The following is a 14,536-nucleotide window of genomic DNA, read 5'->3' on the forward strand; positions in this document are numbered from 1 at the left end:
TAAGGCAGTACGGTGTTGCCGCACCATCAGCCCCCACACAAGGGAAGCCCCATGAGCACCACAGGTCTGTCCGGCAAGAGCGTCATCGTCACCGGAGCCGCGAGCGGCATCGGCCGCGCCACCGCGCTGCTCTTCGCCGCCGAGGGCTCGAAGGTCCTCGTCGCCGATCTGAACGCCGAAGCGGCCAAGAGCGTCGTGAGCGAGATCGAGACAGCGGGCGGAACGGCACTCGCCGTCACGGGAGACCTGAGCGACCAGGCGGTGATCGACGAGGTCGTGGCAAGCGCGGTCGGCATCTTCGGCGGCATCGACGTCCTGGTCAACAACGCGGGCATCATGGACGGCATGACCGCGGCGGCGGACGTCACCGACGTCGAGTGGGAGCGGGTCCTGCGCATCAATCTGACGGCGCCGTTCCTGCTGACCCGGGCGGTCCTGCCGCACATGCTCGCCGCCGGGGGCGGAGCCATCGTCAACACCGCCTCCGAGGCGTCCCTGCGCGGCAGTGCGGCGGGCACCGCGTACACCGTCTCCAAGCACGGCATCCTCGGGCTCACCCGGTCCCTCGCGGTGATGTACCGGGGCCGGGGCATCCGCGCGAACGCCATCGCACCCGGTGGCACGGCGACCGGCATCACCGCCGGCGTCAGCATCGACCGGGAGGCCCTCGGGCCGTCCGTCCTCATGAAGCACATGGTCAACATGGGCCGCGTCGCCGCGCCCGAGGAGCAGGCCGCCGCCATCGTCTACCTCGCGTCCGACGCGGCCGGCGGCGTCAACGGCGTCATTCTGCCGGTGGACGACGGATGGTCGGCGGTCTGACGACACCGCCCCGGCCGTCCGGGGCCCTGCCGGGGCCCCGGACTCCGGTTCCAACCGTCAGAGTCGGCATCAAGCACAGGAATTGACATGTTCGCGACATTACCGGTTCATCCCCACCTCCCGATGGGAGTCCCATGTCCGACAACTCCTCCTCCTTCTCCTCCCCCGCATTCACCCGCCGCAGGCTGCTGACCTCGGCCGCACTCGGCGCGGCCGCCGTGGGCGGGTCCGTGACCGGCACCGGCCGGGCCCGGGCCGCGACGCCCTCCGCCGCGGTCTCCGTGACGGAGCGGCGCGAACGCGCCGTGGTGGTGGGCACCGGTTTCGGCGGCGGCGTCACCGCGCTGAGGCTGGCCCGGGCCGGGGTGTCCGCCCTGGTCCTGGAACGCGGCCGGCGCTGGGTGACCGGCCCGAACTCGAGCACGTTCTGCCGCTTCGCGAACATGGACAACCGTTCCGCCTGGCTGACCGACCACGCTGTCGTCGGCGGCGTCGACAAGACCTGGACGCCCTACACCGGCGTACTCGAAGCCGTCGAGGGCAACGGGATGACCGCGATGTGCGGAGCCGCGGTCGGCGGCGGCTCGATCATGTACCACGGCATGTCCCTGAAGCCGACGAAGGCGAACTTCGCCACCTCCATACCGCAGGCCGCGGACCTCTACGACGACCTGGACCTGTGGGCCTACCCGACGGTCTCCCGGATGCTGGGCATCTCGACCATCCCGTACGACCTGCTGGCCTCCGACCCCTACAAGTCCTCCCGCCTCTTCCAGGGCGTCGCCGCCCGGGCGGGCCTGACCCCGTTCAAGGTGCCCCTGCCCATCGACTGGAGCTACGCCCGCGGCGAGCTGACCGGCCAGTACGAGGCGACCTACACCAGCAGCGACATCGCTTTCGGCGTCAACAACGGCGGCAAGCACTCCATCGACGTCACCTACCTCGCCCAGGCGGAGTCCACCGGCCTGGTCGAGGTGGCGCCGCTGCACGTCGTCCGCGACCTCTCCCTGACCCCGGACCGGCGCTGGGTGCTGTCCGTCGACCGCATCGACACGGCCGGCACGGTCCGGGAACAGATCCGGATCACCGCGGACGCGGTCTTCCTCAACGCCGGTTCCCCCGGTACGACCCGGCTCCTGGTCAAGTCCCGCGCCAAGGGCCTCATCCCTGATCTGCCCGATGCCGTCGGCACGCAGTGGGGCAACAACGGTGACCGGATCTGGGCCTGGATCAACCCGGCCGGGGATGCCGGAACCCAGCAGGGCGGACCGGCCTGTATCGGCGGCCAGGACCCGGACAGCCCCGTCCCGCTCACCGTCGTACATGCCGGATCCCCCGTCCGGACCCCCGGAGTCACCGCCCTGACCGTGGTCGGATTCGGCGTCGTCGCCGGCGCGGGCACCTGGGCCTACGACGCGGACAAGGACGACGCCGTGCTCACCTGGCCCGCCGACGCCGACGCCGCACTGCAGCAGCTGATCGCGGCCCGCATGCGGGACATCGCCGCAGCGGGCGGCGGCCTCATGATCGACACCAACGCGGGCAAGCCCTCCACCTGGCACCCCCTCGGCGGCGTCCCCATGGGCGACGCCGTCGACCTCACCGGCCGCATCCTCGGCCACAGCGGCCTCTACGTCCTCGACGGCTCCCGCATCCCCGGCTCCACCGGCGCCTGCAACCCCTCCATGACGATCGCCGCCCTCGCCGAGCACAGCATGCAGACCATCGTCCGCCAGGACGTCGGCCGTGTTTTCTGACCCAGGAGATCTCATGCCTTTGAACTTCCGGTGGGGACGCGGAGTCCGCCGCCAGCTCTTGGCGGCAGCCGCGCTTTTCTCCCTGCTCCTCGCAGCCCCCTCCACGGCCGCCGCACAGTCCGGCCGCACGGGCTCCGAGCCGGCAGCCCGGGCAGCCGCGAGCCCGACGGTCACCGGGCCGGTGACGGGCGGAAACGGCGCCGTCGTGCTCCAGGGAACAGCGTTCGACCTCGCCTCAGTGGGATACACGCAGTCCGAGTACTTCCTGTCCGGGAGCGCCACGTCCTACGTGCCCGAGGAGCCGCTCGACTCCGACGGGCGCTGGCAGGTGACGCCGGCGAGCAGCGCGCCGTACACCACCCGGATCGTCGTGAACCGGCCGGCCGATCCGGCCCGCTTCAACGGCACCGTCGTCGTGGAATGGCTGAACGTCAGCGCCGGGCTGGATGCCGCCCCGGAGTGGATCTACACCCACAACGAACTGATCCGCGAGGGCTACGCCTGGGTGGGCGTCTCCGCCCAGGCCACCGGAGCGGCCGCCACCGAGACCGCGGACCCGGTCCGTTACGCCGACCTGTCCCACCCCGGCGACAGCTACTCCTATGACATCTTCAGCCAGGCCGGCCAGGCGGTCCGGGACTCCGCCGTCACGATCCTCGGCGGACTGCGTCCCCGCACCGTGGAAGCCAGCGGAGAGTCGCAGTCCGCTTTCCGCCTCACCACCTACATCAACGCGATCCAGCCCCTGGTGTCCGTGTACGACGGCTTCCTCGTGCACAGCCGGCGGGACATCGGCGCACCGCTGTCGCAGGCCCCCCAGGAGGACGTGCCGACTCCTCAGGTCGTCCGCTTCCGCACGGACCCGCACGCACCGGTGCTCGTCGTGCAGACCGAGACCGACGTGATCGCGCTCGGTTCCCTGTCGGCCCGGCAGGCCGACTCCTCCCGCCTCCGGCTGTGGGAGGTGGCCGGCACCTCCCATGCCGATGCCTACATCGGCCTCGGCATGAGCGACGACGGCAGCGGAACCACGGGCCTCCAGGGGCTGAACGCCATGCTGACTCCCCCGGCCCGGCCCGGCTGTGCCTCGCCGATCAACACCGGCCAGGCACACTACGTCCTGGACACCGCCACGTTCGCGCTGAACCGCTGGGTGACAACCGGCATCCCCCCGGCCAGGGCGTCCCGCCTCCAGGTGGACACCTCGGGCTCCGCACCCGCCTTCGTCCTCGACCCCCACGGCAACGTCATCGGCGGCCTGCGCACACCGGCAGTCGACGCGCCGGTCGCCACCCTGTCCGGCCTCGGGCAGACCGGGGCGTCATTCTGCTTCCTGTTCGGCACGACCACCCCCTTCCCCGCCGAGAAGCTGGCGGCCCTGTATCCCCATCACGCCACCTTCGTCACGAAGTGGTCGGCCGCCACCGCACAGGGGGTCGGCGCAGGGTTCATCCGCCCGGCCGACGCGGCTGAGCTGGTCAGAGCGGCCGCCCAGTCCGGCATCGGAGGCTGACGCGTAACGGGCGACGCTTCCCGGTGGGCAGGGCGAGGTGTCCTGTCCCAACTCCCGGCGCGGGAAGCGTCGTCCATCGGGTCGCCACCGGCTGCGGCGCCCGCGCCGGCTCCGCATCGCCTTCCGTGACGGCCTTGCTCCGGGGCTCTCACGGGAGACGACAGGGAATGGACAGTGCCGGACCTGATCTTGTGCTCGGGGTCAGGTAGGACCGAGGGCTACGCTCGTGCGCGTGATCCACGAACCCGATGACAGCTGGTCCTTCGCAACCGCGCGGGAGTTCGCCCGATTCGGCGCGGCCTGGCCCGTGTCGAAAGCCGCTCTTGGAGCTTCCTTGTCGTCCTGCCGCAAGATGGCAGCTGTCCGTTGATCGTCTACGTATGTCGGTTGGACGTACGTGATGCATCACGCCCCGTTGGCGGCCGCCGCCTTCCTGACAGCGTCCAGAGCGGCGGCATGCGAGACAAGGGGCTTCTCCCACCGCATGCCGTCCTGCACGACGACGGGAAACGATGTTCGAACGCGGGTATCGACAGCGCCACTCCCCCGGGGCCCCGCTGTTCAGGACCTTCCATCGATGCCCCATGAACCGGTCTCGTGATCGGCAGGATGGCCCTGACGATGCGCGGATCCCGGACGTCGGGACAGGGCCCGGTCGGAGGTGCGGGGATGAGATTCCGGCCGGCGGCATACGCCGTGTGCGTCAAGGACCGGGCGGGTTCTGCTCGCCGTCACGTGCCACCGGAGGGCGAGGTTAACTGGACTCTTCCGGGCGGCAGGGCTTGTCGTGGGGCGTTTCCGTGATGCCGTCGTGAAGTGCCGGCGCAGCGGCGTGGGCGACCGTCTCGGTCGGCTGGTGAGCGGCTCGGGCCGGACGGACCGAGGCGAAGGCTGTGGCGAGTTGGCCGAGCAGGGGCGCTGCGGAGGGATGGGGGTCGCGACGTGGTGTGATCGTGTAGATGCCGCGGGTCGGGGGGTCGACGAGGCCTACTGTGGTGACGTCGGTCCGCAGCGCGCACGTCAGCACCCCGGGTATCAGCGCGATGGCGTGACCGGTTGCCACCAGGGCCAGCTTGCCGAGCAGATCGGCCGCGGTGAGGCCGATGCGGGCGCTGACTCCGGCGCGGGCGGCGTGCCGGCGCAGGAGTGCCGCCGAGCCGTCGTTGTCCTCGACCCATGTCTGGTCGGCCAGCGTCTGAATGCGTACCGGGCCGCGCCCGGCCTGCGGATGGTCGACGGGCAGTACGACGACCATGTCGTCCAGTCCGAGGAACCGTCGGTCGATCCGCGGGTCATGGGGCAGCCCCGGTGGTGCGTCGGTGACGACAGCGATGTCGAGATCGCCGGAGATCACTCGGTTGTGCAATTGTTCGCTCAGGCCGGGCAGCAGGCTCCACCGGATGGATCCGGCTCGCTCCAGCAGGCTCCGGATGGCTTGGGGGACGATCCCTGCGGCCAGAGAGGGTGTCGCACCGACCGCCAGCGGCCGATCGAACGCCCCGTCACGAACGTCTCGCGCGGCGCGAACGGCGCGGTCGGCCTCATTGAGCGTGGCCAGGGCGTGGCGCCGGAACACCTCGCCGGCAGGCGTCGGACGCACACCGCGCGCATGGCGCTCCACCAGAGGCACGCCGAGCTGCCGCTCCAGCCCGGCGATCTGCCGGGAGACGGCCGACTGCGTGTGATTGAGCTCGGCGGCCGCCGCCGACAGCGACCCGAGCCGGCACACGGTCACGAAGGTCCGCCACACCGTCAGTTCCATGGAACCAGTATGACCAGCCGATATGCGGTCACCGCAGGGATGCTCTGCAAGATCTGCGCTTGTCGCAGCCATCGCGGTGGACCACGGTGGCACGCATGACCACACCGCACACGATCGCCGTCCTCGGCCTGGGACGCATGGGCGACACCCTCGCGACACGACTCGCCGCGCACGGCTGGGACGTCGTCGGCTGGACACGCTCCGGACACCCGTCAGGCGCCGTCGAGACGACCGGTGATCCGAACGACGCCGTGGCGAGGGCCGGCCTCGTGCTCCTGGCGCTGTTCGACGGCCCGGCCTGCCAACAGGTCCTCGACGCCGTCCGGGACTCGCTGCGAGCGGACACGATCGTGCTGAACACCAGCACCGTCGCCCCCGCCGAAGCGTCGAAGCTGGCCCGGCAACTCGGCCCGTCCTACGTCCACGCGCCCGTACTCGGCTCCGTGCCGGCTGCCGCCGCCGACCAGGACGCGCTCGATCGAGCCCGGCCGGCTCTGGAGACGCTGGGCACGGTGCGGCGCGTCGAGGACGCCTCAACGGCCGCCGCGCTCAGACTGATCGCCAACAACAGCCTCGCCGGCGCCGTCCTCGCGCTGCGCGACTCACTGCGGCAAGCCGACGCCCTCGGCCTGCCCCGTGCCCAGGTGCTTGACGTCCTCGAACTCGGCCGGCTCGGCGGGCTCGTGGCCCGCAAACGCCCCTTCCTCGCCGGCCGGTCGGCCGCTGTCACGGCCGAATTCACGATCGGCGCACTGGCCAAGGACATGACTCTGCTGGCCGACGCGTCGAACATCCCCCTGCGCAGCGCAGCCAACCTGGCCGACTCCCCTGCCGCCCCTGAGGCCGACATCGCCGTTGCCGCCACGGCCCCTGCCGTGGAGGACGCCGTGCTCGAACCGCTCCGCGCCTACATCCGCGGACACGCCACCGGCGACCCCACCCACTTCCGCGACGCGTTCCTGCCCACCGCCCACATCGAGGGAATCCGGGACGGCACATTCGTCTCGTGGCCCCTGGACGAGTACTGCGCTCTCTTCCACGGCCGGCCGGCTCCGGACGAACCGACCCGCTCCCGCCTCATCGACGCTATCGACGTCCACGGCACCGTCGCGACCGCAACCATGACGCTCCGGCACGGACCGGACACGTTCACCGACATCTTCCTGCTGGTCCGTGTCGAGAACAGTTGGCGCATCGCCAACAAGGCTTATCACCGGCGCTCCTGAGAGGGCGGGAGGTTTTGGTGAGGCAGCCGTCGGCCTTGTCGCCTGCGGTACTGGATCTCGCGGAGCGTGCGCCGCAGGGCTCGCACGAAGGCGCTGGTCGATCCCACCCGTGAACACCCGGGAGTCGAGCACGCGGAGGATCCGTTCGCTTGCTGGAGTACTAGTAGTGCCTGGTCAGGTTGATATGGACGTTGGTATGTCGCGGTGACAGGTCGGGCAGGCGCCGGTCCAGAGGGCGAGGAGTGTCTGTAGCTCGCGGACGACTTGGTAGAGGCTCAGGCCGGCGCCGTGTCTTTTGGGGCCCGGGCCAGTCGTTGCAGGGTGCAGAAGGCGTGCGCGACGGAGACGAGGGTGACGTGGTGGTGCCAGCCGTTCCAGGTTCGGCCCTCGAAGTGGGCGAGTCCCAGGGCCTGCTTCATCTCCCGGTAGTCGTGCTCGATGCGCCAGCGGAGTTTGGCGAGCCGGACCAGCGTGGTCAACGGCATGCCGGAGGGCAGGTCGGACAGCCAGAACTGCACCGGCTCGCTCTCGCCGGCAGGCCATTCGGCCAGCAGCCAGCACACGGGCAGTTCCGGGCCGTCGACGTTCTGGCGGACCTCGCGTCCGGCGGGCCGGATGCGCAGGGCCACGAAGCGCGAGTACATCCGCCTGCGGCCCGAGCGGCCGGTGCCGGGCCGGGAGCCCTCCCGCCACTGCACCGGCCGGGCCGCCTTCCGGCCCGCCGCGGTGACCAGCTCCTTCACCGACTGCGGCTTGTCGGGATACTTCGCCACCGGCGGGCGTCCGGTCCCCGCATACGGCTCGGCCACCGGCACCGCGCCGGCGGGCTGAGCCGACAGCGTGCTGGAGATTCCCACGACGTAGTTCAGGCCGCGGGCCTGCAGTCCGTGCCGGAACGCGGCGGCGTCGCCGTATCCGGCGTCCGCGATGGCCAGCGGCACCTCGATCCCCCAGGAGCGGATCTCGTCGAGCATGTCCAGGGCCAGCTGCCACTTCTCCACATGCCCGATATCGTCCGGGATGCCGCAGGCGGCACGTCGGGCGACCTTGTCCGCATCGGCCTTCGGTGAGGCAGGGTCCCAGGTCTGGGGCAGGAACAGCCGCCAGTTGACCGCCGCCGAAGCGTGGTCGGAGGCGAGGTGGAGCGAGACGCCGACCTGGCAGTTGGTGACCTTGCCCGCGGTGCCGGTGTACTGCCGCGACACGCATGCCGAGGCCGTCCCATCCTTCAAGAACCCGGTGTCGTCGAAGACCAGGGCCTCCGGACCGATCGCCTCCTCCATCCGCCAGGCCAGCCGGGCCCGGATGTGCGCCGGGTCCCAGGGGCTGGTGGTGATGAAGTTGGCCAGTGCCTGACGATTGCCGTCCTCCCCGAGCCGGGCGGCCATCGGCTCGACCGACTTACGCTGCCCATCGGTCAGCAGCCCCCGCAGATAGACCTGCCCCCACCGACGCTGATCCTTGCGCGCAAACGGCTCGAACACCCCCGCCGCGAACGCCTCCAACTCACCACGCACCACAGCAATCTCGTCCGGAGTCACACACACTCAACGCCACACCCGACCCACAGGACACGCACCACCACAACCAACCTGACCAAGCCCTACTAGGGACTGTGCCGAGTTGGGATCACGGGTTTGGCTGTTTCGCTGTCCTGGCTGGGTCGGGACGGTAGACAGGCGGGATGACCCGGGGTGATCTCACGGACGATGAGTGGACTGTGTTCGAACCGCTGCTGCCGCTGGGCGAACGCGGTCCCATTCCTGACCTGCGCAGGCTCGTCAACGGCGTGATGTGGCGGTTCCGTACGGGCGGTCCGTGGCGGGACATGCCCGAGCGGTACGGGCCCTGGTCCACCGTCTACGGGCGGTTCCACCTGTGGGCCGGGTCCGGGGTCTTCCAGAGGCTGATGGAAGCGGTGATCGCCGAGGCCGCCGCGCGTGGTCAGGTGGACCTCGGCTTAGTGAGCGTGGACTCCACCGTGGCCCGGGCCCACCACCATGCCGCCGGGATGACGGTCGATGCGGAGCTGCTCGAAACCCTGGAGAAGGCCGTCGCGGAGGAAAAGGGGCTTCGCCAAAGGGACAGAACGCCCCGGTAGCCGGGCCGGACGGGCAGGAGGCTGCCGCCCGCGAGGAGCGACGGCGCCTGCGTCGGCGCCGCAAGGCCCGGCTCCGGGCCGCTGAACTGGGGCGCTCGCGCGGCGGGCTGACCAGCAAGGTGCACCTGTCGGCGGACCGCCGCTGCCGCCCGCTGTCCTTCGTCCTCACCCCCGGCCAGGCCGCCGACAGCCCCCGCTTCACCGCCGTCCTGGAACGCATCAGGGTCCGGGGCCCGGTCGGCCGGCCCCGCACCCGCCCCGCCGCCGTGGCCGCGGACAAGGCGTACTCCTCCCGCGCCAACCGCGCCTACCTGCGCAGACGCAGGATCCGGGCGGTGATCCCGGAGAAGACCGACCAGACGGCCAACCGCAAGAACAAGGGACGCCGGGGCGGGCGGCCCCCCGTCCATGACACCGAGCTCTACCGCGACCGCAACACGGTGGAACGCTGCATCAACAAGATCAAGGACTGGCGCGGGCTCGCCACCCGCTACGACAAGACCCCGGACAGCTACCTCGCCGGACTCCACCTACGCGGCGCGGTCATCTGGCTCCGGAGCCTCACATGAAGATCCCAACTCGGCACAGTCCCTAGGGCCAATGCCGTTGCCTTTGCTGTAGGCGTACTGTGCTTGGCAGTTCGTCCCGGGGGTGGTTCGGATGGCTGCGAGTGTGTCTGACTTATCGGGTCTCGGCCTGTTGACCTGGGTGTATCCGCCAGGCTTGGTGGACCGGGTGGTGACGGCGTGCGGCCGTGCCGAGCGACGTCAGCGGCTGCTTCCCGCGCGGCTGGTGGTGTACTTCGTGCTGGCGTTGGCCCTGTTCTCACCTGCCCCGTATCTGGAAGTGATGCGCCATCTCGTCGAGGGCTTGCGGGGCTCGGGGCTGCTGGGCAACTGGCGTGTTCCGGCGAAGTCCTCGCTGTTCAGGGCCCGGCAGCGGCTGGGCTCCGAGCCGCTGCGGGTGCTGTTCGCCACGACCGCGAAGCCGATGGCGACCGAGGCGACGCCCGGCGCGTTCTGGCGGGGCTTGCGGCTGCTCGCCGTCGACGGCACGTGCTGGGACGTCGCGGACAGTGAAGCCAACGAGACTGCCTTCGGACGTCCGGGCAGTGGCCGCGGGTCGGGCAGGAGCGCGTTTCCGCAAGTGCGGATGGCAGCTCTGGTGGAGATCGGCAGCCATGCGGTGCTGGACGCGGAACTGGCCGGCTGCCGCACCGGGGAAGTCACTCTGGTAGGCCGCCTGCCGCGTTCGACCGGCCCAGGTCAGCTGGTCCTGGCCGACCGTGGGTTCCTTGGCGTCCCGTTGTGGCAGGCGTTCACCGCCACCGGCGCCGACCTGCTGTGGCGGGTGCCCGCCAACCGCGTCCTGCCCGTCACCAAACAGTTCCGCGACGGGTCATGGCTCTCACACATCAGAGCGAGCGGCGGCCCGGCCCGCAAGGAGCCGGTTGTGGTCCGTGTCCTGGCCTACCGGCTCAAGGACCGGGCCGGTGAGGGTGAGACCGACGACTATCGCCTGGTCACCAGCCTGCTGGACGCCCGACGGTATCCTGCCCGGCAGCTGGCCGCGCTCTACCGCGAACGCTGGGAGATCGAGTCCGTCTTCGCCGAGATCAAAACCCATCAGCGTGGCGCACGCGTCGTGCTCAGCAGTAAAACACCCGACGGTGTTCACCAGCAGATCTGGGCACACCTGCTGGTCCACCACGCTCTGCGGGAACTCATGCTGAGAACGGCTGCCACCCGTGGCCTGGACCCTGACCGGGTCTCCTTCACCGAAACGCTGCGCTCTGCCCGGCGCAGCGTGACCGTCACGCCGGGCAGTTTTTCCCCCTGACCTCCTGGTCAGAGCACTGGTGATGCTCGAGCAGGACCTCCTGGAACGGCTCCTGCCCGTCAGACGCCTCCGCAGCCAGCCCCGCGTGGTGAAACGCAAGATGTCCAACTACCGCCTCAAGCGAACTGAACACCGTTCCTGGCCACAGCCGACCCGCACCGGACCTCAAGCGGTCCTCATCACAAGACCCCAGCCCGCAAGCCCGTAACGCAACGGCATTGGGCCTAGGCCGTGTTGCGAAAGTCCCGCCTGCTCCACGAGGCCTGGCACGCACGCTCGCCGCGTTGTCGGGATCATCCAAGTACGTCCAGTACGAGGACGACCCTCCGCCTTGCGATCGCACGCACCAGACGCCGCGGAGCCCGCCCTACGGGCGGACGGCGCTACTTTCGCAACACGCCCTAGCGCGCCACGCGGTAGTGGAGGTAGACGACCCTTGAGCTGAAAGTGCGGGTCTCGACGAGTTCGAGATCCACCCGGCGCTCGTGCTGGGGAAAGAACGGAATGCCACCGCCGACCAGCACCGGGTGGACCCGGGCCCGGTACTCGTCGATCAGACCCGACGCGGCCGCCTCGGCGGCGAGAGTCGCGCCGCCGATCGCGATGTCGCCCTCCCCCGGCTCGGCTCGCAACCGCTCGATCTCCTCCGCCAGGCCGCCGGAGGCCAGGCGGGCATTGCCCCGCACCGCCGACAGCGTGGTGGAGAACACCACCTTTGGCAGCGGCTTCCAGATCGCGGCCCACTTGAGCATTGAGTCGTCGAGCGATGGATCCTGGTCGGCGGTCTCCCAGTACAGCATCGTCTCGTACAGCCGTCGTCCCAACAGGTGGACGCCGACCTCTCTTATCCCGTCGGTGACGAAGCGAAAGACCTCCTCGTCGGGCGCCGTCCAGTCGAAGGCGCCGTCCGGCCCGACGATGTAGCCGTCAAGTGAGACGTTCATCGAATAGGTCACGCTGCGCATCAGACGTCCTCCTCGGTAACGGGTTCGACAGTACGACCGCCGGGCGCCGCAGCGTCGCGGCTCGCGGTATCCCCTGGGCTGAGGCGGTTCCTTCTGGGCATGGCAGTCCCGGCGGTTCACCGTCCACCCGATGCGACCGCGCGCGTTGGCTCGCGCCCGGAGCTTGGTGAGCAGCCCCGCCCGGACTCCCAGGCGCCGAGGACGGGAGGGCCCGCCACGGAGCCCCGGTCCGCACTCGCCACCGGATTCCGTCGATCAGCATCCGCTTCGACCTGGCACACCAGCACCGGAGACACAGGCGTGCGGTCGCGCGACCGGGGCTTTTGGGCGATATACACTCATTTGGGTGTCCAAGCTTGCCGTCAGGCCCGATTCTCTGGAGTCCTCCCGATGACGTCGATGAGCCGCCTGCCATGAGGCCCCGTCGTCCGACGCGGGGGCGGATCACGGCACTGGACGCCTACGACATCCGGTTTCCCACGTCTCGTCGGCTTGAAGGGTCGGACGCGATGAATCCCGATCCGGATTATTCGGCGTCATATGTGATCATCCGGACCGATGCCGGGGACGGGCTGGAGGGGCATGGGTTCTGCTTCACCATCGGCCGGGGCAATGAGGTCGAGGTGGCGGCGATCAACGCGTTGCGCCCGCATGTGGTGGGGATGCGGCTGGGAAAGGTCCTGTCCGACCTCGGGGGGTTCTGTCGCTCGCTCGTCGGCGACAGCCAGCTGCGATGGCTGGGGCCGGAGAAGGGCGTGGCGCACATGGCCATCGGGGCCGTGGTGAACGCCGTGTGGGATCTGTACGCGAAGCGGGAGGGGAAGCCGCTGTGGAAGCTGCTGGCCGACCTTGCGCCCGAACAGGTGGTCGCGTTGATCGACTTCCGTTATGTGGAGGACGCGCTGACCCCCGATGAGGCGCTGGGGATTCTGCGGCGGGCGCGGGGCGGGATCGGGGCGCGGGAGGTGCGGCTGCTCGCTGAGGGGTATCCGGCGTATGCCACGTCTCCTGGCTGGCTCGGTTACCCGGACGGCAAGGTCGCCGGGTTGGCCCGGGAGGCCGTGGACAGTGGGTTCGGGCAGATCAAGCTCAAGGTCGGTGCCGATCTGGACGACGATGTGCGGCGGTGCCGTACGGCGCGGGGGGTGATCGGCCCGGGGGTGCGGATGGCGCTGGACGCCAATCAGCGCTGGGGGGTCGCCGAGGCGATCGGGTGGATCCGGCGGCTGGCGGAGTTCGACCCGTACTGGATCGAGGAGCCGACCAGCCCGGATGACATTCTCGGTCTCGCGGCGATCCGCCGGGAGGTGGCGCCGGTGCGGGTGGCGACGGGCGAACATGTGCACAACCGGGTGATGTTCAAGCAACTGCTCCAGGCGGACGCGATCGACTTTCTGCAGTTGGACGCCTGCCGGGTCGGCGGAGTCAACGAGAACCTGGCGATCCTCCTGCTGGCGGCCAAGTTCGGGATCCCGGTGTGCCCGCACGCGGGCGGGGTGGGCCTGTGCGAGCTCGTGCAGCATCTGGCGATGTTCGACTATCTGGCGGTCTCCGGCACCTTCCAGGACCGGGTCATCGAGTATGTGGATCATCTGCACGAGCACTTCCTCGACCCGGTGGTGATCGTCCGGGGGCGGTACGCGGCCCCGACCGCCCCCGGCTTCAGCTCGGCGATGCGGCCCGAGTCGCTCGCCGCGTACGCGTTCCCCGGCGGCGCCGCCTGGCAGGCCCCGTACGACGTGCCCCCTGCTGAAGGCTCCCCGGCGTGAACCCCGGGGAGGAATTCCAGGGGCTGGCCGCGGTCATCACCGGCGGGGCGTCCGGGATCGGCCTGGCCACCGCCGAGACCCTGGCCGCGAGGGGGTGCCGGGTGGCGGTCCTCGACCGGATTCCTGGGCCTGTGCCCGCATGGCTGCACCCGGTACAGGCCGATGTCGGGGACGCCGTATCGGTGGCCGACGCCGTGAGCCGGGTGGCGGACCTGTTCGGAGGCCTGGATGTGCTGGTCAACAACGCCGGCATCGGCGCGCTGGGCACCGTGGAGGACAACGCGGACGAGGAATGGCACCACGTGCTGGACATCAATGTGCTCGGCATCGTCCGCGCCAGCCGGGCGGCACTGCCGTATCTGCGCCGGTCTCCCAGCGCGGCCATCGTCAACACCTGCTCGGTCGCGGCGCTGGCCGGGTTGCCGCAGCGGGCGCTGTACGCGGCCAGCAAGGGCGCGGTGCTCGCGCTGACCCTGGCGATGGCCGCCGACCACATCGACGAGGGCATCCGGGTCAACTGCGTCAACCCGGGCACCGTGGACACTCCCTGGGTGCGCCGGCTCCTCGAACATTCCGACGACCCGGAGGCCGAACGCAGCGCTCTCATCGCCCGCCAGCCCTCCGGCCGCCTGGTCACCGCCCAGCAGGTCGCGGACGCCATCGCGTATCTCGCCGGGCCGCTGGCCGGTGCCACCACCGGGACGGCACTCGCCGTGGACGGAGGGATGCAGGGCATCCGCAGTCGTCCGGACTCCTTCCACTGACATGACCAACCTGACCAC

General features: G+C 70.2%; 11 protein-coding genes. 8 read left to right on the top strand and 3 right to left on the bottom strand.

The window, feature by feature from the left end:
- The first annotated feature begins 51 nt into the window (after positions 1-51).
- The 3 genes from RWE79_RS02070 to RWE79_RS02080 all read left to right on the top strand — a co-directional run bounded on the left by RWE79_RS02070 (position 52) and on the right by RWE79_RS02080 (position 4,092).
- Positions 52-822, top strand: a complete 771-nt coding sequence (locus RWE79_RS02070; RefSeq protein WP_475938262.1) for an SDR family NAD(P)-dependent oxidoreductase — start codon at positions 52-54, stop codon at positions 820-822.
- A gap of 134 nt (positions 823-956) precedes the next feature.
- Positions 957-2,579, top strand: coding sequence for a GMC oxidoreductase (locus RWE79_RS02075; RefSeq protein ID WP_475938263.1), 1,623 nt, complete (start codon positions 957-959; stop codon positions 2,577-2,579).
- Positions 2,580-2,592: 13 nt separating this feature from the next.
- Positions 2,593-4,092, top strand: a complete 1,500-nt coding sequence (locus tag RWE79_RS02080) for an alpha/beta hydrolase domain-containing protein (protein WP_475938264.1) — start codon at positions 2,593-2,595, stop codon at positions 4,090-4,092.
- 754 nt (positions 4,093-4,846) lie between these two features.
- Here the strand turns inward: RWE79_RS02080 and RWE79_RS02085 are convergent.
- On the bottom strand, positions 4,847-5,854 hold the full coding sequence (locus tag RWE79_RS02085; protein ID WP_475938265.1) for a LysR family transcriptional regulator: 1,008 nt from the start codon (positions 5,852-5,854) through the stop codon (positions 4,847-4,849).
- Between the two features lie 95 nt (positions 5,855-5,949).
- On the opposite strand from RWE79_RS02085, the gene RWE79_RS02090 reads away from it, so the two are divergent.
- Positions 5,950-7,080, top strand: coding sequence for a nuclear transport factor 2 family protein (locus RWE79_RS02090; protein ID WP_475938266.1), 1,131 nt, complete (start codon positions 5,950-5,952; stop codon positions 7,078-7,080).
- A 275-nt stretch (positions 7,081-7,355) separates the two neighbouring features.
- On the opposite strand, the gene RWE79_RS02095 is transcribed toward RWE79_RS02090, so the two are convergent.
- Positions 7,356-8,621 carry an IS701 family transposase gene (locus RWE79_RS02095; RefSeq protein WP_475938066.1) on the bottom strand — a complete coding sequence of 422 codons (1,266 nt, stop codon included), beginning with the start codon at positions 8,619-8,621 and terminating at the stop codon, positions 7,356-7,358.
- A gap of 143 nt (positions 8,622-8,764) precedes the next feature.
- Here RWE79_RS02095 and RWE79_RS02100 point away from each other — a divergent pair.
- Positions 8,765-9,750 (top strand): IS5 family transposase gene (locus RWE79_RS02100; protein WP_475938267.1). Its coding sequence is split into 2 segments (ribosomal slippage): positions 8,765-9,151 and positions 9,154-9,750, totalling 984 coding nucleotides; the frame shifts between segments, so codons are not numbered across the junction.
- A 91-nt stretch (positions 9,751-9,841) separates the two neighbouring features.
- Positions 9,842-11,020 (top strand): IS4 family transposase, encoded by a 1,179-nt coding sequence (locus tag RWE79_RS02105; protein WP_475938055.1) that lies wholly within the window; start codon positions 9,842-9,844, stop codon positions 11,018-11,020.
- Positions 11,021-11,421: 401 nt separating this feature from the next.
- Here the strand turns inward: RWE79_RS02105 and RWE79_RS02110 are convergent, their stop codons facing one another.
- A complete protein-coding gene (locus RWE79_RS02110) occupies positions 11,422-11,985 on the bottom strand; it encodes a dihydrofolate reductase family protein (protein ID WP_475938268.1) in 564 nt (187 codons plus the stop codon).
- A gap of 413 nt (positions 11,986-12,398) precedes the next feature.
- Here RWE79_RS02110 and RWE79_RS02115 point away from each other — a divergent pair, with 413 nt between their 5' ends.
- Together RWE79_RS02115 and RWE79_RS02120 are read left to right on the top strand one after the other, a co-directional pair.
- Positions 12,399-13,754 (top strand): enolase C-terminal domain-like protein, encoded by a 1,356-nt coding sequence (locus RWE79_RS02115; RefSeq protein ID WP_475938269.1) that lies wholly within the window; start codon positions 12,399-12,401, stop codon positions 13,752-13,754.
- A complete protein-coding gene (locus RWE79_RS02120; RefSeq protein ID WP_475938270.1) occupies positions 13,751-14,518 on the top strand; it encodes an SDR family NAD(P)-dependent oxidoreductase in 768 nt (255 codons plus the stop codon). The genes RWE79_RS02115 and RWE79_RS02120 overlap by 4 nt, the downstream gene beginning before the upstream one ends.
- The last annotated feature ends 18 nt before the right edge of the window (positions 14,519-14,536 follow it).

The sequence above is a fragment of the Streptomyces sp. RLA131 genome, assembly GCF_056270125.1.